The sequence below is a fragment of the Sorangium sp. So ce131 genome, from assembly GCF_051519095.1.
In the GTDB taxonomy this organism is placed as follows: Bacteria; Myxococcota_A; Polyangia; order Polyangiales; family Polyangiaceae; genus Sorangium.
Genome location: NZ_CP150455.1, coordinates 1 through 21,463, shown reverse-complemented (window position 1 = coordinate 21,463; position 21,463 = coordinate 1). Strand labels below are relative to the sequence as shown.

Annotated in this window: 13 protein-coding genes; 7 read left to right on the top strand and 6 right to left on the bottom strand. The window is 73.1% G+C overall.

The features are described 5' to 3' along the window. Positions 1–297 precede the first annotated feature (297 nt). Together WMF43_RS00065 and WMF43_RS00060 are read right to left on the bottom strand one after the other, a co-directional pair. Positions 298–3,063, bottom strand: coding sequence for a glycosyltransferase family 39 protein (locus WMF43_RS00065; RefSeq protein WP_437676437.1), 2,766 nt, complete (start codon positions 3,061–3,063; stop codon positions 298–300). Positions 3,064–3,169: 106 nt separating this feature from the next. After that, on the bottom strand, positions 3,170–4,066 hold the full coding sequence (locus WMF43_RS00060) for a response regulator transcription factor (protein ID WP_437676435.1): 897 nt from the start codon (positions 4,064–4,066) through the stop codon (positions 3,170–3,172). A gap of 279 nt (positions 4,067–4,345) precedes the next feature. Here WMF43_RS00060 and WMF43_RS00055 point away from each other — a divergent pair, with 279 nt between their 5' ends. Then, positions 4,346–5,335, top strand: a complete 990-nt coding sequence (locus tag WMF43_RS00055; RefSeq protein WP_437676433.1) for an RluA family pseudouridine synthase — start codon at positions 4,346–4,348, stop codon at positions 5,333–5,335. Here WMF43_RS00055 and hrcA read toward each other — a convergent pair. Next, positions 5,328–6,371 (bottom strand): heat-inducible transcriptional repressor HrcA, encoded by a 1,044-nt coding sequence (hrcA, locus tag WMF43_RS00050; RefSeq protein WP_437676431.1) that lies wholly within the window; start codon positions 6,369–6,371, stop codon positions 5,328–5,330. The two genes, WMF43_RS00055 and hrcA, sit on opposite strands and share 8 nt — an antisense overlap. A gap of 396 nt (positions 6,372–6,767) precedes the next feature. Between hrcA and WMF43_RS00045 the strand changes: the two genes are divergently transcribed. From WMF43_RS00045 to WMF43_RS00035, 3 genes are all read left to right on the top strand, one after another. After that, positions 6,768–7,568: a hypothetical protein gene (locus WMF43_RS00045; RefSeq protein WP_437676429.1), complete on the top strand. Its 801-nt coding sequence runs from the start codon at positions 6,768–6,770 to the stop codon at positions 7,566–7,568. A gap of 70 nt (positions 7,569–7,638) precedes the next feature. Next, positions 7,639–8,700, top strand: coding sequence for a hypothetical protein (locus WMF43_RS00040; RefSeq protein ID WP_437676428.1), 1,062 nt, complete (start codon positions 7,639–7,641; stop codon positions 8,698–8,700). A gap of 110 nt (positions 8,701–8,810) precedes the next feature. Beyond that, a complete protein-coding gene (locus WMF43_RS00035; protein WP_437676426.1) occupies positions 8,811–9,326 on the top strand; it encodes a Fur family transcriptional regulator in 516 nt (171 codons plus the stop codon). Between the two features lie 45 nt (positions 9,327–9,371). Here the strand turns inward: WMF43_RS00035 and WMF43_RS00030 are convergent, their stop codons facing one another. Next, positions 9,372–11,786, bottom strand: coding sequence for an HAD-IC family P-type ATPase (locus tag WMF43_RS00030; protein ID WP_437676424.1), 2,415 nt, complete (start codon positions 11,784–11,786; stop codon positions 9,372–9,374). 1 nt (position 11,787) lies between these two features. Then, entirely contained in the window at positions 11,788–13,050 is a 1,263-nt protein-coding gene (locus WMF43_RS00025) for an aspartate aminotransferase family protein (RefSeq protein ID WP_437676422.1), read from the bottom strand. A 194-nt stretch (positions 13,051–13,244) separates the two neighbouring features. Here WMF43_RS00025 and grpE point away from each other — a divergent pair, with 194 nt between their 5' ends. The 3 genes from grpE to WMF43_RS00010 all read left to right on the top strand — a co-directional run bounded on the left by grpE (position 13,245) and on the right by WMF43_RS00010 (position 19,948). After that, complete coding sequence (gene grpE / locus WMF43_RS00020) at positions 13,245–13,829, top strand: nucleotide exchange factor GrpE (RefSeq protein WP_437676420.1); 585 nt, start codon at positions 13,245–13,247, stop codon at positions 13,827–13,829. A 200-nt stretch (positions 13,830–14,029) separates the two neighbouring features. After that, a complete protein-coding gene (gene dnaK, locus WMF43_RS00015; protein ID WP_437676418.1) occupies positions 14,030–15,895 on the top strand; it encodes a molecular chaperone DnaK in 1,866 nt (621 codons plus the stop codon). Positions 15,896–16,018: 123 nt separating this feature from the next. Beyond that, complete coding sequence (locus WMF43_RS00010; protein WP_437676416.1) at positions 16,019–19,948, top strand: serine/threonine-protein kinase; 3,930 nt, start codon at positions 16,019–16,021, stop codon at positions 19,946–19,948. A 96-nt stretch (positions 19,949–20,044) separates the two neighbouring features. On the opposite strand, the gene dnaA is transcribed toward WMF43_RS00010, so the two are convergent. After that, positions 20,045–21,463, bottom strand: a complete 1,419-nt coding sequence (dnaA, locus tag WMF43_RS00005; protein ID WP_437676414.1) for a chromosomal replication initiator protein DnaA — start codon at positions 21,461–21,463, stop codon at positions 20,045–20,047.

The window sequence follows — 21,463 nt, the reverse complement described above, 5'->3', positions numbered from 1 at the left end:
AAATCAAAAAAGCGTCACAGCGGACCTGGGGGGGGGAAGGTCTCCGCTGCGACGCTCGCCCACGGATAGAGCAGGAGGCGTGCCCGCACCTTCTTGCAATAATTTCGGACACTTGGACCATCAATACGGGGATCTCCTTGCGTTATTGCGCGTTCACGACGACAGACGTGCAAGGCCCCTCCTGACGGCGCAGCTGTCGCACGCCGCAACAGCTCTCCTCACGGCGGAGCAGGTGTACAGCAGCACAGCTGGACAGCCCGGTGGGCTGAGAGCGCGCGAGAACAGCCGCCGTCCGGCTCACTCGAAGGTTGCGCGAACCACGAGGAATTTGTTGTTGAGCTCCAGGGAAGTGAGCTTCTCGAAAATGCGGGGGCCGCCGAGCTCGTTCGAGAGCGAGTTGGTGCGCCCGTGCTCGGTGACGAAGTAGAAGGTCTTCACGCCCTTCTTCTTCTGCTCATTGATGTAGTCCTGGAATTTCTTTCCGGTGGACACGAAGGTCGCCAGCCTGTTGCCGCCATAGAAGTTCTCGCCCTTCCAGTTCATCTGGTAGGCGACGAGCGGCCCCGGAACCTCGCGGCTCGCGCGCACGTAGGCGAGCAACGTCTCGCGCTGGCCCCAGTGCGGCGACGTGCGCACGAAGTACACGTCCAGCCCCCAGGCCGTGAACACGACGGCGAGCGAGAGGAGGGCGTAAAGGACGTGGCGGCGGAGCCGCGCGACCCCCAGCAGGAAGGTCAGCGCCGCAGCGCCGGCGGTGAAGGCCCACAGCGCCGCGGAGAAGTCGAGCGACGGCGGCCAGGGGCGCTTGTAGTTGTACGTGAACAGGTGCAGCAGCCTCGCCTGGCTCGGCTGCCCCTCGCGCGCCATCGCGAGGTCACGTCCGACGAAGAAGACCAGGATCGCGGCGGCGATCGCGACGGCCCCGAGCATCGCGCGCTCGTAGCCGACCGCCGCGCGGGCGCGCGCCGAGAGCGCCGGCAAGGCGGCCCCGTCGAGGCGACGCACGAGCCCCCCCGCGCCCTCCAGGCGCAGCATGTCGTCGAGCAGGATCCCCGTGAGCATCGCCGCCGGCGGGATGGCCGGCAGGATGTAGTGGTGGAACTTCGTCAGCATCAGCGAGAAGAGCGCAAAGCCGAAGAGGAACCACATCCCCAGAAACACCGAGGCGTCGGTCTTCCGGGCGTCGGCCGAGCCGGAGCTGCTCGTGTCTCCCCCCGCCGTCGTCATGCCGCCCGCCGTCGTGATCCCCCCCTCGCGCCGCCGGAGCCACCCTACGAGCGCGGCGGGCACGAGCCCCGTCCAGGGGAACATCGCGTAGCCGAGCTGCCACACGTAGTAGCGGAAGCTCACGTCGTCGCCCTCGTTCGTGTCGTGCACGTGGGTGAAGGCGCGCTTGAACATGTCGTGGAACAGGAGCCGGTCGGTGAAGGGCTGGCCGTGCCGCGCGTACATCGCGATGAACCAGGGCAACGCGACGCAGGCGAGCACGAGCAGGCCGACGGGGATCTCCATCCTGAGCAGGTCGCGGTACCGGCGGGAGACGACGACGTAGGCGAGCGCGCAGAGCACCGGGAGACCGAAGCCGGCCGGCCCCTTCGCCATCGTGGACAGGGCAGCGAAGAACCACGCCGCGAGGAAGAGGAGCCGCTGGAGGCGCCGCTCGCCCCAGCTGGCGTAGAGGACGATCCCGAGCGTCTGCGCCCAGATGAGCGCCTGCAGCACGGGCTGCAGGCCGGGCAACACGGGCAGGAACGCGCGGCAGGCCTCGTTGCCGGGGAGCTCGCAGTTGCCCGGCGAGCCCGCGCTGAAGACGTCCCGGTGGAGCTTCACGTCGAAGGGCGCCGGGCTGATCTCCACGTGGCGCGAGAGCAGGTAGAGGATCTGCGGCAACGCGCAGGCGATGATGGCCCCGAGCACGAGGTGGTAGGCGGAGAGGCCCACCTTGAGCCGGCCGAGCTCGACCCGGTAGACGCGCGCCTCCTCGGCCTCGTCGGTGTGGATGCCGAGCAGCAGCAGCGCCATCGCCGCGGACATCGTCGCGACGAACGGCATGTCCGTCATGGTCTGGTGAGAGACGAGGAACCACTGCGGCATCGTGGCGAGCACGACGCCGGCGAGCAGCCCCGCGCGGCGGCTGAAGGTCCTCGCGATCGCCTTGTAGAGCAGGACCGCGGCGATGAGCGTCAGCGCGAAGATGGGCAGCCTGACCGCCCACTCCGGCCACGGCGTGCGCCCCTCCGCGGCGGCCGAGAGCATCTCCCCGGAGCGGTAGCGGACCCCGAACGCGGCCATGGCGAGCGCCTGCATCCAGAAGTCGAGCACCGGCTTCGACCAGAACCAGCCGTCCTGCGCCCACCAGAGGGAGATCCAGTCGTTCCTCGCCAGGATCTCGCGCGCGACCTCGCCGTAGTGCGTCTCCCACGGATCGGTGAGCGAGTGGCTCCCGAGCATGGGCAGGTAGAGCAACGTGACGAGGGTGACGAGCCAGAAGCCGTGCCGCCGGTGCAGGGGGCGCGGCGCGCCCGACTCGTCGACCCGGTACGGGCCGAGGCGCTCGAACAGCCGGAAGGCGCCGACCACCGCCGCGAGGAACGCGGCGGGGATCGCGACGGCCGACGCCGCCAGCGAGGCCAGCGGGGGCGCGCCGTCACCCGAGAAAGGGGTCGGCGGGAGGTACCCCGCCACGCTGAGCGCGATCAGGGCGAAGAGCGCCGCGAGCGCGCCCCCGAGCAACACGAGCGGACCGAGCAGCGCGCGGACGCCGACGCTCGCGGCGACGCGCTCGGGCGGATCGTCGAACGTGCCGAGCAGGTCGAGGAGCCCGAGCGTCGCGACGGCGACCGCGAGCGCGCCGAGCGGGACACCCCAGCGGTACTGCGGCGCGAGCGCCATGACGACGAACGCCGCGAGCGCGCCCGCGGCGAACACGGCTGCGCCGCGCAGGCGCAGCGGGTTGCCCTGCGGGACGAGCCGCGCTTCCTCGGCGTCGGCCTCGTCGATCGCGGTCGCCTGCTCGCGGCTGCCCTCGGGCGCACCGCTGCCCTTGTCGTGCGTGTCGCTCATGGCTGCGCCGATCGCGAACCGGGGCGCAGCCCTGGCCTAGCAACTCCGCGTCGCCGGGAAAAGCCGCGGGGCCCCCCCGCGCGGCGATCCACGCCGCGGCGCGCGGCTACTTCGTCAGGCGCGCGATCTCTTCCTTGATGATCGTCTCCGCGAGGACCGGCACGACCTCCCAGACCACGCGCTCCACGACCTCGCGGGAGAGCGCCATCACGGCGTCCACCTGCTCCGCGGTGAGGCCAAGGCCCTCGAGCTTGCTCGCGACCCCGCCATTGAGCTGCGCGGCGGTGGCGGCTGCGACCGCCCCGCCCGCCGCCGTCTTCGGCACGCCGGAGACCGGCGTCGGCGTGAACGCCATCGTCGTCGTCACCGGGACGTTCGGCGAGGCGCTGGGCGCCGTCCGGGCCGAGGCCTGAGCCGGGGCCGCGTTGGTGGCCGGCGCGTTGGGGGTGTAGATGAGCGTCTTCGCGCGCTGGAGCGGGCTCGTCGCCGCGGCGGGCTGAGCTGCCGCAGCGGGCTGAGCTGCCGCGGCGGGCTGAGCTGCCGCAGGCTGCGCCGCGGCGGGCTGCGCCGCGGGCGTGCGCGCGGCCGCGGGCGCCGCTGCGGGAGCGGCCGCCGCGGCCGCGGCCGGCTTCGCCTCGCCGCGCGACGCGAGCAGCTTCTTGACCTTGTCGATCATCTGCTGCGTGTCGAACGGCTTGTCCATGTGGTCGTCAGCTTGCGCGCTCGACCCCTTCGCGGGGTCGAACGGGTTCTGCTTGGACGACAGGATCAGGACGGGCGTCGCCGGTGAGGCCTGCTTGATCGCCTTGCACAGCTCGTAGCCGTTCTTCGGCTCGAGCGTGACATCGGCGATCACCAGGTCGGGTTTGTCGCTCTTGAGCTTCTGCAGCGCAGCGTCGGCGCTGCTCGCCGTCACGACGCGGAAATCCTGACCCGCAAAGGTGATTTCGAGCACTTTGCGCATGGTCACGCTGTCGTCTACGGCGAGAAGGGTGCTGGCCACGAACGGGTCTCCTCTCAGATGGCGCCAGAAAGCGAGGACGGCGCTGGATATCTTCGGCCCCCGTCGCGCGATGTGTCAACATTCGCGGTGTGTTTCGCCCCGAGGGCCCTGCAACTGCGCGCGATCTCGGCGGTAGAGCCCGGTCCCGCGCTGGCGGGTCGAGCGAGGCGCCCCCCGTGACCCCCCATGCGCCCGCCCCGACCCGCCGCGCCCCCGCCCCGCCCGCCCCACCCGCCTGCGACCGACGCTGAACCGGCCGACGCCACCCCGGAGCCGCCGGTGCGACCGCCGCAGGACGGCAGCTGGACGGTGCCGGCGGAGCTCGACCGGCGGCCGCTCGACGGCGCGCTCCGGGCGCTCGCGTCCGTCTCCTGGTCGGACGCGCGCCGGCTGATCGAGACCGGCAAGGTCCTGGTCGGGAGCGCCGTGGCGACGAGCCCGAGGCGGCGGGTGCTCGGCGGCGAGCGGATCGAGGTCCGCCTGCGCGCGCCCCGGCCCGAGACCGTGCGGCGGCGGAAGCTCGAGGGCGACCTCGTGGTCTACGCGGACGCGAGCGTCGTCGTGGTGAACAAACCCGCCGGGGTGAGCACCATCCCGTACGGCGACGAGGACCCGGCGGAGCAGGCCGCGACGCTCGACGCGCTCGTGCGGGAGGTGCTGGCCCACCGCGACCGGCTGCGCGGGCGGGCGCCGCTCGGCGTGGTGCAGCGCCTCGACAAGGGCACGAGCGGGCTGCTCGTCTTCGCGCGGACGCTCGCCGCGAAGAAGCACCTCGCGCAGCAGCTCCGCGTGCGCTCGATGCACCGGCAGTACCTGGCGCTCGCGCACGGCGCCGTCCCGCGCGGCACCTACCGGAGCTACCTCGTCGAGGATCGGGGCGACGGGCTGCGCGGCTCGGCGCGGGCGGGGCGGCGAGAGGGGCAGCTCGCGGTGACGCACGTCGAGCCGATCGAGACGCTCCGGGGGCCCGACGGCGAGGCCGGCGCCCCGGGCGTGACGCTGATCGCCTGTCGCCTCGAGACGGGGCGCACGCACCAGATCCGGATCCACCTCGCGGAGGCCGGGCACCCGCTCGTCGGCGAGACGGTCTACGTGCGCGACCACCGCGGGCCGAGGCTCCCGGCGCCGCGGCTGATGCTCCACGCCGCCGAGCTCGGCTTCGACCACCCCGCCGACGACCGGCCGATGCGGTTCCAGGCGCCGCCGCCCCCCGACTTCGACGCCGTGCTCGAGCGGCTCCGCAGGCCGGCGCGGCAGGGCGCTACTTGACCTTGCCGCGGGCCTCGCTCATGGCCGCGGCGGTCGCGTCGACGAGCGGCATCACCTTCGCGTAGTCCATCCGCGTCGGGCCGAGCACGCCCACCGTCCCGGCGATGCGCCCGTTCTCCATGTAGGGCGCGGCGACGAGGCTGAGCTGCCCTCCGCCCAGATCGCCCGCCTCGCTGCCGACGAAGACGGTGACCTCGCCCGTGCCGGCGGCGAGGGTCCGGTCGAGCAGATCGACGAGCTCCTCGCGCTCCTCGAGCGCCTTCATCAGCTTCTTGAGCCGGTCGACGTCGGCGTACTCCGGCAGGTCGATCAGGCGGTTCTGCCCCTCGATGACGACCTCGCTCCGCCGCGTCACGTCGGCCATCGCCTTGCTGCCGAGCTCGAAGGCGCGGCGCCTCAGCGCGTCGATCTGGAGGCGCTCGTCCGCGAGGCGGCGGGCGAAGAGATCCCGGATCTCGCCGAGCGTGCGCCCCTCGATGACGTCGGTGAGCAGGTTGTGGATCCGGGTGAGCTCGCCCTCGTCGATCGGCCCGTCGATCGAGATGAAGCGGTTCTCGACGGAGCCGTCGGCGAAGACGAGCACGGCGAGCAGCTGCCCGGGCTTCGTCGGAATGAAGCGCAGCTGCGCGAGCGCGCGGATCTCCGCCCGCGGCGCCGCGACCACCGCGGCGGCGCCGGACAGCTCGGAGAGGTAACGCCCCGTCTCGCGGAGCGGGTCGCTCGCCACCGCGTAGATCTCGGCGAAGCGGGCGCTGAGCTCAGCCTGCTGCTCGGGCGAGAGCGTCCGGAGCTCGACGAGCGCGTCGATGAAGAGCCGGAGCGCGCGATCGGTCGGGATCCTCCCCGCCGAGGTGTGCGGCTGGTGGAGGTAGCCGGCCTCCTCGAGGTCGGCGAGCACGTTGCGGATCGAGGCCGCGGAGAGATCGAGCCCGTACTTGCGCGCGAGCGTCCTGCTGCCCACAGGGTCGCCCGTCGCGATGAACTCGGTGACCGCGGCGAACAGGATCTTTCGAGCGCGATTGGAAAGATCACCCATGTCAACTGCGTGCGGCGCACGACCGCGCCGCCAGTGGCTGCCTGGACCAGGGCATGCCCGGACCGGGAAGCCGTTCGGACCGGACCTTCGCTCCCATACGTCAAGACGCGCGAGCGGGCGCTGAGCCCACAGGCGCATAGGCTCCTATTTTGAGGCGATCGCGCGGCCCGGTCAAATGGCGCGCTATAGGATGGGCGCGGCCGCCGCGCATCCCCCTCGCGGTGATCCTGGCGTGCCCGCTCGCCCCCGGGTGAACCGGGGCTTCCCTTTCCTCGGAGCACCCGCGCGCCGCTGTTTCGCGCTGTTTCACTCTGTTTCGCGCAGTTTTACGCTGTTTCGCACTGCTTTGCGCTGTTTCGCGCTGTTTCGTACTGTTCCGCCACGGTTTCCGCCACGATGCCGCCCGCACGTCACGTCGCCATCGCCTGCGCGCTCGCCCTGGTGCTCGGCCCGCTCGCCGCGGCGCCGAGCGCGCAGGGCAGGCCCAAGGTGAAGTTCCACCAGGACTGGGCCAGGCACCCGTCGGCGCGGTACGCGGCCATGAGCGCGGGGCAGTGCCGGGAGGCGCTCGTCCAGCGAAAGATTGCGTTCGAGCCGGTGCCGCGCGCGCCCGGCGTGCTCGCGCCGGTGCGGCTGACGCAGGGGGTCGGCGGGGTCCTCTACCGGACCGCGGAGCCGGCCCACCGGCGCGCGCAGAACCCGAACGACGTCTTCGATTGCCGCCTCGCGCTCGCGCTGTCGGACTTCAGCCGGATCCTGCGCGTGCACGACGTCGACGAGGTGCTGATGTACTCGGCCTGGCGGCCGCCGCCCAAGACGTGGCCGGAAGGCAAGCTGGCCACGAGGCACCCCGGCGGGCTCGCCATCGACGTCTACCGGCTCGTCAAGGAGCGCGAGGGCGGCGGCCCCGCCGAGGAGTGGCTCGACATCGAGCGCGACTTCGACGGCAGGCGCGGCGCGCCGGTCTGCGGGGAGCGCGCCGGCGCGGCCGGGAGGTCCGGCGCGGCCGGCCGCGGGGGGCGCGGGGGGCGCGGCCCCGCCGCGGACGCCGCGACACGGGAGCTGCGGTCCATCGTCTGCGAGGCCGTGGACCAGCACATCTTCACGTCGATCCTGACCCCCAACTACGACCGAGCGCACAAAAATCACCTGCATCTCGAGGTGACCCCCGGCGTCCAATGGCATCTCGTGCGCTGATCCGGGAGAGGCCTCCCTCCCGGGCGCAAACCCGCTCTCGCCCCGAGGTCGACCCGCTATGTTAACCCGCGTGCCCGCACGAAGAGCTTCCCGCCCCCACGCGCCCGCCGCGCTGGGGCTCGCCGCGCTCGCGCTGTCGTTCACGTTCGTCGGCTGCCCGTGCCTGAGCGGCCCCGTCAACGCGAGCCCGGGCCTGCGCTGGTTCCTGTTCTCGAACTTCGGCGCCAGCAGGATCTGCCCCGAGATGCTGAAGAGCGGCGTCTCGCTGCGGCTGCAGGACAGGGCGCCGGCCATCGGGCGGTTCTTCCCGATGCAGTGCACGTACGACGTCAACGACACCGCCCAGACGGTCACCGTGCACATCACCGGCACGGGGTACGGCTACATGCAGCCGGCGAAGCGGGTGGGCTTCTCGCTCACGACGTCCGTCGAGTACCGGCCCGACTTCCAGATCGCGGGCGACGACATCTACGTGTGGGGGCGCCTGAACCGGATCGTGCAGGGCCCGAGCTTCCAGCTCGGCTACGTCGAGAACCCCGTCATCGACGTGATGGCGAACGTCCCGCCGTTCGGGGGGCTCGCCAACGTCCTCGGCAACCAGATCGTCGCGGGCGAGATGACCCGGGGGTTCACCGTGCTCTACAACGAGGACGCCGGGAAGGACTTCACGCTGGGGATCCTCATGCCGCCCCAGCGGCCGCACCACCCGTTCGAGGTGAGCGACGACGAGCGGTACACGTTCGCCAACGAGGTCGTCGAGGTGCAGGCGCACCAGCGCGACTACCTCGGGCCGTTCGAGATCGCCGACCCGGACCAGGCGCTCTACCTCAAGATCAGCGTTCAGGGCGCGCCCGTGGACATCATGATCGTCGACAAGCCGACGGGCGACGCGTGGCGAGAGGCGTACCAGACCGGCAAGCCGCTCGGCCTGCCGCCCGGCCCGGTGCAGGCGGGCGGACCTCTCCAGCCCGGCATGGTCGACACGCGGCGCTACGCGCTGCGCCCGGGCCTGTACTACGTCGTCGTCGACAACACGGCGGCGGCTGGGCTCGTCGCGCCGCCCGTCACGCTGCTCAGCCCCCTCGGGGGCTCGGCCGCGCAGGTCAGCTACCTGGCGCAGATCGGCGAGTGACCCGCCGGCGGGCGCGGCGCGCGCGCGCCGGCGGCTCCGCGGATCAGGGCGCGCCGGGGGGCGTGGCCGCCGGCCTTGACGCGGTTCGCCGCGAACGGGATAAACTCCGCATGGTCGTGGCCGAGAGAGAGGGGGACAGCGTGACCCACGTCGACAAAGCTGCCCTCGAGCGGCTGCGCGCGCGCCTGCAGGCCTACATGGCCAAGAAGGGGCTGCGGTCGACGGCGCAGCGCCGGCTCATCGTCGACACGTTCTTCTCGGGCGCCCCGCACATGACCATCGAGGACCTGCTCACCGAGGTGCGCGCGCGGGATCGAGGCATCGGGTACGCCACGGTGTACCGGACGCTCAAGCTGCTCGCCGAGTGCGGCGTGGCCTCCGAGCGCCGGTTCGGCGACGGGCTCAGCCGCTACGAGCTGGCGGACGACGCCAGCACGCACCACGACCACCTCATCTGCCTGAGCTGCGGGAAGATCATCGAGTTCGAGGAGCCGCGCATCGAGGCGCTCCAGGACGAGATCGCCGCGAAGTACGGGTTCGAGGTGACCTCGCACAAGCACGAGATGTACGGCGTCTGCACGGAGTGCCGCGACAGCAAGGAGAGCTCGGTCGCCGACGTCTCGTGACGAGGCGCGCGGCCGCCGCGCAGCGCGGCGCCGCGGCCACCTCGGTCAGCTCTTCGCGTCGAGCGCGCGCGCGTGGACGACGGCCATCATGCCGCCGAGCAGCGAGGCGATCGGCGCGTAGGCCGGCGGGAGCACGAACGCGGAGATGACCGCGGCGCCGACGAGCGCCGGGGCGACGCTCAGCGCCAGGCCGACGCGCGCCTCCAGGCGCGTGCGGTGCGCGAGCGCGAGGGAGAGGGCGGCGTCGCGGACGTCGTCCGACGCGAGCACGACGGCGAAATCGGCGGGCGCGGAGCCGGCGGCGCCGAGCGCCACGGAGACGTCCGCCGCGCCGAGCGCGGCGTCGTCGACGCCCGCGTGGCCGAGCACGGCGACGCTCGTCCCCGCGTCGATCAGGCGGCGCACCTCCGCGCCCCGCTCCGCAGGGAGGATCTCGGGGCGGATGTGATCGATGTCGAGCGAGCGGCCGATCGCCTCGCACGTCTCGCGCGCGTCGCCCGACATCAGCACGGGCTCGATCTGCGCGTCGAGCAGGTGCTGGATCGCGGCCCGCGCCCCGGGGCGGAGCCCGTCCTGCAGGCCGATGAGGCCGACCAGGCGAGCGCCCACGGCGACGAGCACCACGGTGCGGCCGAGCGCCTCGAGCTCCGCGACGCGGCTCTCCGCCGCGGCGATCGAGATCCGCTGCTCGAGCATGAGCGCGCGGTTGCCGACGCAGAGCTCCTCGCCGGACGAGGTGACGGCGGTCACGCCGAGGCCGGGGTGGAAGTTGGGGTTGCGCACGCCGTCGGGGCGCAGGCCGCGGGCGCGCGCGGCGCGCACGATCGCCGTCGCGACGGGGTGCTCCTCGGTGCGCTCCGCCCCGGCCGCGAGCGCGAGCACGTCGCTCGGGGTGAGCTTCTGGCCGGTCGCCTCGAGCTCCGCGAGCTCGGGCTCGCCGAGCAGCAGCGTGCCGCGGGCGCAGAACACGGCGATCGAGACCCGGCCGGCGCGGTCCCAGGCGTCGGCGCTCTTGTAGACGATGCCCCGGCGCAGCCCGAGCAGGATGCCCCGCGCGACGTGGACCGAGGCGATGGCGGCCGTGATCGCGGTGGAGAGCGCGGCGAGCACGGCGGCCGCGGTCATCGCGATCTCGACGGGCGCCCGCCCGGCGACGAAGGCGGACAGCGCGGCGATCGCCGCGGCGACGAGCGCCCAGCGCTCGGTCAGGGCGCGGGAGGCCTGCGCGATCGGCGCGAGGGCGTCCGCGCGGCGGCGAGGATCGAGCAGCACGCGCGCGACCGCGCGGTCGCCGCCGGCGAAGGTGCAGGCGCCGAGCAGGCGGCCCCGGACCACGGTGGCGCCCGCGACGACCGGGTCGCCGTCGCGGCGCCGGGCCGGCGTGGTCGCGCCGATCCAGGGGAGCACCTCGACGTCGCCGCCCGTGACCGTGAGGTCGACGGGGACGACCTCCCCTGCGTCCACCTGGACGAGCTCCCCCGGCCGCAGCTCGTAGAGCTCTTCCCCGTCGCCGGCGTCGCCGACGTCGCCGGCGTCACCCCGAGGGGCGCCCCGATCGCCGGGCGCCCAGGCGCCGCCGGGCGGGCGCCGCGCCGGCGTCGAGAGCACGGCCGCGATCCAGGACCGCTCCGCGAACACGCGGTGGCGCGCGCTCTCGATGAGCCACGCGCTCACGGCGCTGGCCGTGGCGATGACGCCCGCGAGCGACGCCGCCTCCGCGGCCAGCGCGCGGTCGTCGCCGAAGAGGGCCCACACGGCGGCCACGAGCCCGCCGAGGACGGGGGCGAGCATCGGCGCCGGGTGCGGATCCGTGGCGTCGCGCGGGGTCGTGGCGGCGCGGCCGAGGAGCATCCCCGCGCTCACGGTGGCGAGCACGATGCGGGCGCCGATGACGAGCTTCGCGTCCCCGGCGAGGGTCAGCGCGACCGCGAGCGTGCCCGCGATGATCGCGAGCACGAGCAGCAGCGCGCCGATGTCCCGCGGCTCGACCGCCTCGTAGCGCTGCGGCTCCTCGGTGAGGATGGTGTTCCCGATGGGCTCGAGCAGCGCGCGATCGTCGTCGAGGTTGGGCAGCTCCGGGAGCCGCTCGTCGAGCGGCGCGGGCGGGAAGGCGTCGACGATCGGCGCGTCGAGCTCGGCGAGGCGCGCCGCGCCCTCGTCGGCGCCGCCGCCCGGCCGCGTCGACCCGGCCGCGCCGGGCGGCGGCGTCGACGAGCGCCCTCCCCGGATCGGCGCGCCGAGGATCGGCGCGCCCGCTCCGGCGAGGCCTAGAGGCCGGACCTCGCCGGGCGCCGGCGGGGTTTCACCGAGGAAGGTGCGGCGGCAACGGGCGTTGCAGAAGTAATGGAAGCGCTGGTCGAAGATCGCGACGTGCCCCGCGCGGAGCGGATCGATGAGCTTGCTGCAGCCCGAGCACGGGAGCGGGTCGACGGCCGGGCCGGCTGCGCGCGAGGCGGCCACCTCAACCTGCAGCCGGGATCTCGGCGAGCGCGGCCTCGACCTCGGCGAGGGCCTCCTGGATCTCGGCCTCGGAGATGATCAGCGGCGGCGTGAACCGGAGCACGTTGCTGCCCGCGACGGTGAGCAGCACGCCCCGATCCCGCACGCGGCCGAGCGCGACGCGCGGATCGACGCCCGGCGCGAGGATCAGCCCGCGGAGCAGGCCGCGCCCGCGCTCGCCGACGCACACGTTCGGCAGCCGCTCGGCGATCGCGGCGAGGCCGCGGCCGAGCTGCTCGCCCCGCTTCTCTGCGGCCTCGCAGAGCTTCTCCTCCTCGATCACGGCGAGCACGGTGCGCGCCGTGGCGGACGCGAGCGCGTTGCCGCCGTAGGTCGAGCCGTGCGAGCCCGGGGGCAGCGCGCCGTTGAGCCGCTCGCGCAGCACGAGCGCGCCGATCGGGAACCCGCCGCCGAGCCCCTTGGCGAGCGCCGCCGCGTCGCCCTCGACGCCGTCGTGCGTCGATCCGAGCCAGCGCCCCGTGCGCCCGATGCCGGTCTGCACCTCGTCGAGGAGCAGCAGCGCGCCGTGCTCGTCCGCGATGCGCCGCAGCTCGGCGAGGAACCCGGCCGGCGGCGGCAGGACGCCGCCCTCCCCCTGCACCGGCTCGACGAGGATCCCCGCGACGTCCGGGCCCATGGCGGCGCGCACGGCGGCCGCGTCGCCGTAGGGGACGTGGGTCACGCCCTCGAGCGAGGGGCCGAAGCCCTCGCGGTACTTCGGCGTCCCGGTCAGGGCGACCGCGCCGAGGGTGCGGCCGTGGAACGCGTTGTGGAAGGCGATGATCCGGTAGCGCGACGCCTCGCCGCGGTTGAAGAAGTGGCGGCGCGCGAGCTTGAGCATCGCCTCGTTCGCCTCGGCGCCCGAGTTGCAGAAGAAGGCGCGGTCGAAGCCGGTCTTCGCGCAGAGCTCCTCGGCGAGGCGGAGGTTCTCCGCGTTGAAGAAGTAGTTCGAGACGTGCATGAGCCGCCCCGCCTGCTCGGCGATGGTCGCCACGAGCCGCGGGTGGGCGTGGCCGAGCGAGGCCACGGCGACCCCGGCGAACATGTCGAGATACCGGCGCCCCTCGGTGTCGAAGAGCTCGCACCCCCTGCCGCGGTCGAGGACGAACGGAGGCTGGCGGTAGTTGCCGAGCAGGTGCTTCTGCGCCGCGAGGAGGGGCGCGCTGGAGGAGGCGGAGGCGTTCGCCGTCGGGGTCTCGCCGGCGGGGCTGGTGGCGATGCTCATGGGGCCGGATCTAACGCCGGGCAGGGGGCCATAGCAAACGGTCCATGCGCCGCGGGGCGCGGATCCCGGAGACCCGGACGAAATGCGTCCGGTCGGGCCGCCCGAGCGCGGCACCCGGCCGGGACCGTCGGCCTGGAGATTGCCAGGACTGGAGATTGCCAGGAGATCACGGCTGGTTATAGTGCCGCCGTCCTATGAGCGATTCGGAACAGAATGGGTCGAACTACCAGGCCGGGGAGACGGCGGAGACGCCGGCGGAGCAGGCGGCGCCCGCAGCGGCGCGCGCCCCCACCCCCGAAGACAAGCTCGGCGAGGCGCAGGCGGAGGCCGCGCGGCTCCGCGAGCAGCTGCTGCGCACCGCCGCGGATTTCGACAACTTCCGCAAGCGCTCGCGGCGCGAGGCCGAGGACGCGCAGCGCCGCGGCCGGGAGACGATCCTGAAGGATCTCCTCCCCGTCTTCGACAACCTCGAGCGCGCGGCCAGCCACGCCGAGGGCGCGCCCGACGTGAAGTCGGTCGCCGACGGCATCCGGATCGTGCTGAAGCAGTTCGTCGACACGCTCGAGCGGATGGGCATCAAGCGCATCGCCGCGGTCGGCAAGCCGTTCGATCCCAGCGTCCACGAGGCCATCCAGCAGATCGACTCGACCGAGCACCCGGCCGGCGTCGTGATCGCGGAGGTCCAGCCGGGCTACATGCTCGGCGACTACCTCATCCGCGCGGCCATGGTCGTCGTCTCGAAGGGCTCGCCCGGCGCGCAGGCGCCCGAGGCGAACTGAGCCCGCTCGCGGCGTCGCGCGCTGTCGCGCCACGTCGCCCCCGGGCGCACACGCGCTGCCTCCTGCGCATCATGGCGGCGGACCCCTCCGGGATCTGCTGCGCCCCGCCACCTGGTCGCACGCCCTCCCCAAATATCGCGGACGTCGAGGTCGTCTCCCCACCCAGCGCGCATCGAGGCCTGTAGTATCTTTCGCCGCATATGGGGAAGGTGATCGGCATCGATCTCGGGACGACCAACTCGTGCGTGGCTGTCGTCGAAGGGACAGGCGCCGGCTCGGCGAGCGACGTGCGGGTGATCCCGAACGCCGAGGGCGCGCGCACGACCCCCTCCGTGGTCGGGTTCCCGGCGAGCGGCGAGCGCCTGGTCGGCCAGGTCGCCCGGCGCCAGGCGGTCACGAACCCGCAGAACACCATCTACGCGGTGAAGCGGCTGATGGGCCGCAAGTTCAACGCGCCCGAGGTGAGCAAGCAGATCCACCTCGCCCCGTACAAGATCGTCGAGGCGCCGAACAGCGACGCGTGGGTCGAGGTCAAGGGGCGCAGCTACTCGCCCCCCGAGATCTCGGCGATGATCCTCGGCCAGATGAAGCAGGTCGCCGAGCGGTTCCTCGGCGAGCCGGTGACCGAGGCGGTGGTCACCGTCCCGGCCTACTTCGACGACGCCCAGCGGCAGGCCACGAAGGACGCGGGGCGCATCGCCGGGCTGGAGGTGCGCCGGATCATCAACGAGCCGACCGCCGCGGCGCTCGCGTACGGCCTCGACAAGTCGAAGGCCGAGACGATCGCGGTCTACGACCTCGGCGGCGGGACGTTCGACATCTCGATCCTCGAGATCGCGAACGGGGTCTTCAGCGTCAAGGCGACCGGGGGCGACACCCACCTCGGCGGCGAGGATTTCGACCAGCGGCTCATCGATCTGCTCGCCGACGAGTTCGAGGGTAAGCACCGCATCGATCTGCGCCGCGACCGCATGGCCCTCCAGCGCCTCAAGGAGGCGGCGGAGAAGGCGAAGCACGAGCTCTCGTCGTCGCTCGAGACCGAGATCAACATCCCCTTCATCGCCGTCGGCCCGGGCGGCGGGCCGCTCCACCTCGAGCGGACGATGCGGCGCAACGAGCTGGAGATGCTCTGCGAGAGCCTCATCCGGCGCACCGTCGACGTCTGCCGCGCGACGCTCGCCGACGCCAAGCTCCCCGTCTCCGCGGTCAACACGGTCGTCCTCGTCGGGGGCATGACGCGGATGCCCGCCGTGCAGGCGGCGGTGCGCGAGTTCTTCGGCCGGGAGCCGAACAAGGGCGTGAACCCCGACGAGGTCGTCGCGGTCGGCGCGGCGCTGCAGGGCGCCGCCCTCTCGGGGCACGTCGACGAGGTGCTGCTCCTCGACGTGACGCCGCTGTCGATCGGCGTCGAGACCGGCGGCGGCGTGATGTTCAAGCTCATCCCGAGGAACACCACGATCCCGACCGAGCGGAGCGAGATCTTCACGACGAGCGTCGACAACCAAAGCTTCGTCCCCGTGCACGTGCTCCAGGGCGAGCGCGAGATGGCCGCGGACTGCCGGAGCCTCGCCCGCTTCGAGCTCACCGGCATCCCGCCCGCGCCCCGCGGCCTGCCGAAGATCCAGGTCACCTTCCGCATCGACGAGAACGGGATCGTCCGCGTCGAGGCGCGGGATCTCGGGACGGGGCGGGTGCAGGAGGTCCGCGTGACGCCCACGAGCGGCCTCACCCCGGACGAGGTCGACCGGCTCGTCTCCGAGGGCGAGCGGTTCAAGGAGACCGACGCGCTCCGCCGCGAGCTCGCCGAGCTCCGCAACCAGGCCGAGACCCTCTGCTACACGACCGAGCAGGCCCTCGACGGCTACGGGGATCTGCTCGACGCCGAGCTCCTCGGCGAGGTCCACGCCGAGTGCGCCGCGCTGCGGAAGCTGCTCGACGGCGGCGGCGATCTCGAGGCGCTCCGCGCCGCGTACGCGCGCCTCGAGGGGGCGGCCTTCCGGATCGCGGAGTCGATGTATGGAGGCGACGATGACGCCGGCGCGGACACCAAGGCCGTCGAGACGTGACGCGCGGCCGGGCGGCTCGCCGCGGGAGGAAGGACCGGCGCGCGCGGCACGCGCGCCACGCCGGCCCGCCGCGCGCGCCGCGCGCGACCTAGACGTCGGGCTGCTCGGGGCTTAGGCGGGACGATGCTGAACGAGACCTTCGGACGCTATCGCTTGCTCGAGCGCTTGGGCGAAGGCGGCATGGCCGAGGTCTTCAAGGCCAAGAGCTTCGGCGTCGAGGGGTTCGAGAAGGTCCTCGTCATCAAGCGCATCCTCCCGAAGCTCGCCGAGCAGGGGCGCTTCGTCGACATGTTCGTGCACGAGGCCAAGCTCGCGGTGCGCCTGTCGCACGCCAACATCGTGCAGGTGTTCGACCTCGGCCGCGTCGACCACCCGAACGGCGACCCCACGAGCTACTTCATCGCGATGGAGTACGTCCCCGGGCTCGACCTGGCGACGCTGCTCGCCCGCTGCCGCCGCGCCAAGCGGCCGATCCCGCTCGGCATGGCCGTCTTCCTGACCGCCGAGATCGCGAAGGCGCTCGACCACGCCCACCGGCGGCGCGACGAGCAGTCGCGCCCCCTCGGCATCGTCCACCGCGACATCTCGCCCCAGAACATCCTGCTCTCCTGGGAGGGCGAGGTGAAGGTCACCGACTTCGGCATCGCGAAGGCGACGCAGTCGATGACCGACGAGGAGGTCGGCGAGAAGCGCGCGGGGAGGATCCGCGGGAAGCTCGCCTACATGAGCCCCGAGCAGTCGCGCGCCGGCGCGATCGACGGCAGGAGCGACCTCTTCTCGCTCGGCACGGTGCTCTACGAGATGCTCGCCGGCTCGAACCCGTTCGCGGCGCCGACCGCGTTCGAGGTGATGCGGCGGCTGCAGGCGAGCGAGTACCCGCCGCTCGCGCTCGTGCGGCCGGACGTGCCCCGGCCGCTCGTCGACATCGTGAGCACGATGCTCGCGCGCAGCGCCGAGGATCGGTACCCCGACGCCGGGCGGCTGCACGAGGCGCTCCTCGGCTACTTCTACGCGACCGGCGAGCGGTTCGGGGCGAACGACCTCGCCGAGTTCCTGGCGCCGTTCCACGAGGAGAAGGCGGGCGCCGTGCTCGAGGGGAGCGCCGTGCTCGACGAGGAGCCGCTCGGGGCCAACGAGCGCACGCCCGTCGAGGTGCCGCACGCCGCGAGCGCGCGCGGCCGCACCGCCTCGGGGCTCCTCCAGCTGCTCGAGAAGGCCGACAGCAGCCCGGCCGCGCGCGGGCTCGGCGAGCGGCGCGAGGTCACGGCGCTCGTGCTCATCTTCACGGGGCCCGCCGCGGAGGCGGCGAAGCGCATCGGGCAGGCCCGCGAGGTGCTGGCGCGTTACGGCGCGCTGCTGCTCGAGGAGGAGGCGTCGCAGCTCGTCGCCGTCTTCGGGCTCGGCGACGCCGACGGCCGCGACACGGAGGCCGCGGCGCGCGCCGCGCTCGTGATCCTGCGCTCGCGCGGCGGCGGCGCGGCGGTCTCCGCCGGCATCCACCTCGCCCGCATCCTTGTCGACAACGCCGGCGTCCCCGTCCGGGACGAGCGGCTCGCCTCGCTCATCGCCTCCGCCCAGGCGCTCGCCCGCGCGACCGAGTCCCAGGTCGCGGTCTCGCACGTCACCGGGCGCATCCTCCGCGGCGCGTTCACGACCGAGGAGCTGCCCGGCGCGGGCCGCACCGCGCCCGAGGGCGGGCGCGTGATCACGTCCGCGCACCCGCCGGCCGGCGCGTACGGCCGCTTCGTCGGCCGCCGCGACGAGCTCAGGCAGCTCGGCGACATCCTCGCCGCCGCCACGCGCAAGCGCGCGCAGATCGTCGTCATCCAGGGCGAGCGCGGCATCGGCAAGACGCGGCTGCTCGCCGAGATGGATCGGCGGCTCTCGAAGGGCGACTACAACGTCGGCTTCTACGTCGCCTCGTGCCCGCACAACGGCGCCGACGTGCCGTGGAGCGGCCTGACCGCGATGCTCCAGGTGCTCTGCGGCATCCAGGAGGGCGACGACGAGGAGCGCATCCGCGCCGTCCTGCCGCGCCTCCGCGCGCTCGGCCTGCGCGAGGACGAGTCGGCGGCGGTGCTCGGGCAGCTCGGCGCCGCGCTCGTCGACCAGCGCGCGCCGCAGGGGACGACCGCGATCCTGCGCACGGCCTTCCCGCGGATGGTGCAGAGCCTCTGCGAGGACCGGCTCCACTGCTTCGCCTGGGACGACGCGCAGGCGATGGACCAGCTCACCGCCGAGACGCTCCTCTCCACCGCCGCCACCGCCGGCCGCGCGGCCGGGCTGCGCGCCGTGCTGATCCTGGCGACGCGCAGCGACCCGCCGCCGCTGCTCGCGGCGCACCCCCACTTCCACCGGCTGGAGGTCGGAGAGCTCTCGGACAACGACAGCTCGCGCCTCATCTCGGCGCGCGTCGGCGCGAGCCTCTTGCCGCCCGAGCTGCTCGCCTTCTGCCGCGAGCGCGCCGGCGGTCACCCGCTCTTCCTCGAGGAGCTCATCAAGGAGCTCAGCGACTCCGGCGCGCTCAGCGTCGTCAGCGGCGCCGTGAGGGCCCGCCTCGACGGCGCCTCCGCGGTGCCGCGCTCGCTGCGCACGCTCATCGCCACCCGGGTGCGGCGGCTCGACCCGAGCGACCGCGCCGTGCTCCAGGCGGCCGCGATCCTCGGCGATCCGGTGCCGACCGAGGTGCTCGCGGCGCTGCTCCAGCAGAAGCTCTCGCAGGTGAACCGGGCGATCTCCGGCCTCGCCACGCGCGATCTCTTGCGCCTCAAGGGCCCGGCGCAGGCGAGCTTCGCGTCGCCCATGCACGGCGAGATCGTCCTCGACGCGATCCCGCCCGAGCTCCGCCGCGAGCTGCACGGCGCGGCCGCGGCGGCCTACGTGGCGGTCGTCGGCGAGGACGGCGCCGAGCACGCCGAGCGCATCGGCCAGCACTTCTACCAGGCCGGCGATCGCGACCGCGCGGCCTCGTTCTACGCGCGGGCGGCGCTCCACAAGATCCGCGCGAGCCAGCTCGAGCCGGCGCTCCGCCTCATCTTCCAGGCGCTCGATCTCGGCGATCACGACCGCCGCTCGCCCGCCGAGCTGTCCGCGTGGCTCGGCGCGCTCGCGGACGTCGTGGTGCGCGTGCGCTCCGCCCCGGATCTCGGCGACGTCGTGGCCCGCGCGTTCCGGCGCATCGACGAGGCCGGCACCGTCGAGGAGAAGCTCTCCGCCCGCGTCGACGTGGCGCGCGCGCTCGGCGCGGTCGACCTGTTCGAGGAGGCCTACGCGCGGCTCGAGCAGGCCTACGCCCTCACCGGCGATCGCGAGGACCTCCGCCGGAAGGCGCTCGCGTGCGAGACGGAGATCGGCGCGCGCACCGGCGACTTCGCCCGCGCGGTCCGCGCCATTGAGCAGCTCGCCGCGATGGGCGACGTCGACGACGCCCGGCTGCTGCTCGCGATCGCCCACACCCGCGCGGCGATGGGCGACGTCGACGCGGCGCTCCGCGCGCTCGATCGGGCCGAGCGGCTCGGCGATCCGGACGATCTCGCGGCGGCGAGCGAGCGCGAGAAGCAGCGCGTCCTCGTGCACGTCTTCCTGCGCGACTTCGATGCGGCCGTGAAGGCCTCCGCCCGCGCGGTCGATCTCGCCCGGTCCGCGGGCCTGCGCTTCGAGACCGCCGCCGCGCTGCACAACCTCGGCGACGCGAGCCGGCGGCTCGGCGATCTGCCGCGCGCCTACGCCTCGCTGACCGAGTCGAAGGAGCTCGCGGAGGAGAGCGGCCACGAGCGCCTCGCCTCGATCAACCGCGCGCACCTCGCCTACCTCGACGGCCTGAGCGGCGCGAGCGGCGCCGGCGACCTCCTGCGCGAGCTCGCGCGGTACGCCGACGCGCGCTCCTACCGGACGGACGCCCTGGAGAGCCGTTACCTGCTCGGCGCCCTCCTGAAGCACCGGGGGCAACGCGCGGAGGCGCGGCTCACGCTCGCGGAGGTGCTCACGCTCGCCACCGCGTACGGCAACAAGCTCGTCGCCGACGACGCCCGCGCCGCGCTCGCCGAGCTCTGATCGCCCGGCCGCCTCCCGCGCTCCTTCTTCGTCCCGCTCGTCCCGCTCGTCCCGCTCGTCCCGCTCGTCCCGCTCGTCCCGCTCGTCCCGCTCGGCTTACTCGTCGGCGAGCTTCTTCTCGAGCGCCTCGAGGTGCGCGCGGACCTGGGGATCGGAGTCCCGCTGCGCCTCGATCTTGCGGACGGCGCTCATCACGGTCGTGTGATCGCGGTTGCCGAAGGCGCGCCCGATCTCCGGGAAGCTGCACTTCAGCCGCTGCTTGCAGAGGTACATCGCGACGTGCCGCGCGAACGCCACGCTCTTGTGGCGGTCCTTCGAGGTGAGGTCGATCGAGCGCAGGTGGAAGTGGTGACACACCGCGCGCTGGATGTCCTCGACGCTCATCATCTGCGCCCGCGGCGGCGACGTCGCCGTGATCTCCGCGCGCGCGAACGGCAGATCCACGGGGCGGCCCGTGAGCGAGCTCTTGGCGGCGAGGCGGATCAACGTCCCCTCGAGCTCCCGGACGTTGGAGCGGACCATCTGCGCGAGGTAGAGCGCCACGTCGTCCGTGAGCGCGATCCCCTCGAGCGCCGCCTTGTTCCGCACGATGGCGACGCGCGTCTCCAGCTCCGGGACCTGGATGTCGGCGACGAGCCCCCACGAGAACCTCGAGACGAGGCGCTCCTCCATGCGCTCGAGGTTCTGGGGGTACTTGTCGCTCGTGACCACGATCTGCCGGTCGAGCGTGTGGAGCGCGTTGAACGTGTGGAAGAACTCCTCCTGCGTCTGCTCGCGCCCGGCCAGGAACTGGATGTCGTCCACGAGCAGCACGTCGCAGTTCGACCGGTACCTCGCGCGGAAATCGTCCATCCGGTGGTGCTGGATGGCCGTGATGAAGTCGTTCGTGAACTTCTCCGCCGAGACGTAGATGATCCGCGCGTCCGGACGGCCCTCGTAGACCCGGTGCGCGATCGCGTGCATCAGGTGGGTCTTGCCGAGCCCGGTGCCGCCGCAGATGAAGAGCGGGTTGTACCGGCGGCCGCCGCCGCCCGCGGCCGCGATCGCGGCCGCGTGCGCCAGCTGGTTCGACGGGCCCACGACGAAGCTCGCGAAGGTGTGCTTCGGGTTGAGGTCGTCCGGCAGCGACGGGATGCGCCGCAGCGACGGCTCGGGGCGCGGCGGCGGGGCCGGCGGCGCCGCGCTCGTCGGACGCACCACGAGCGCCCGCGGACGCACCGGGGTGAGCTCGACACGCCGCGCGATCGGGGACTCGAGGTTCTGATCGATCGTCCACGCCACCTGGACCGACCAGCCGGTGAGCTCGCGGATCTTGTCCGTCAGCGCCGGCAGGAAATTGTCCCTGACCCACTCCAGGACAAACTCGTTCTGGACACGCAGCGTGAGCACGCCGTCGGTCAGATCATCGAACTGAACCCCCCCGAACCACTGGTCGAACGTCGCCGGGGAGAGCGTCCGCGTATGCTCGATCGCCTGATCGAAAATTGCGCGCGGCTCGTGTTTCGGAATCGTCAT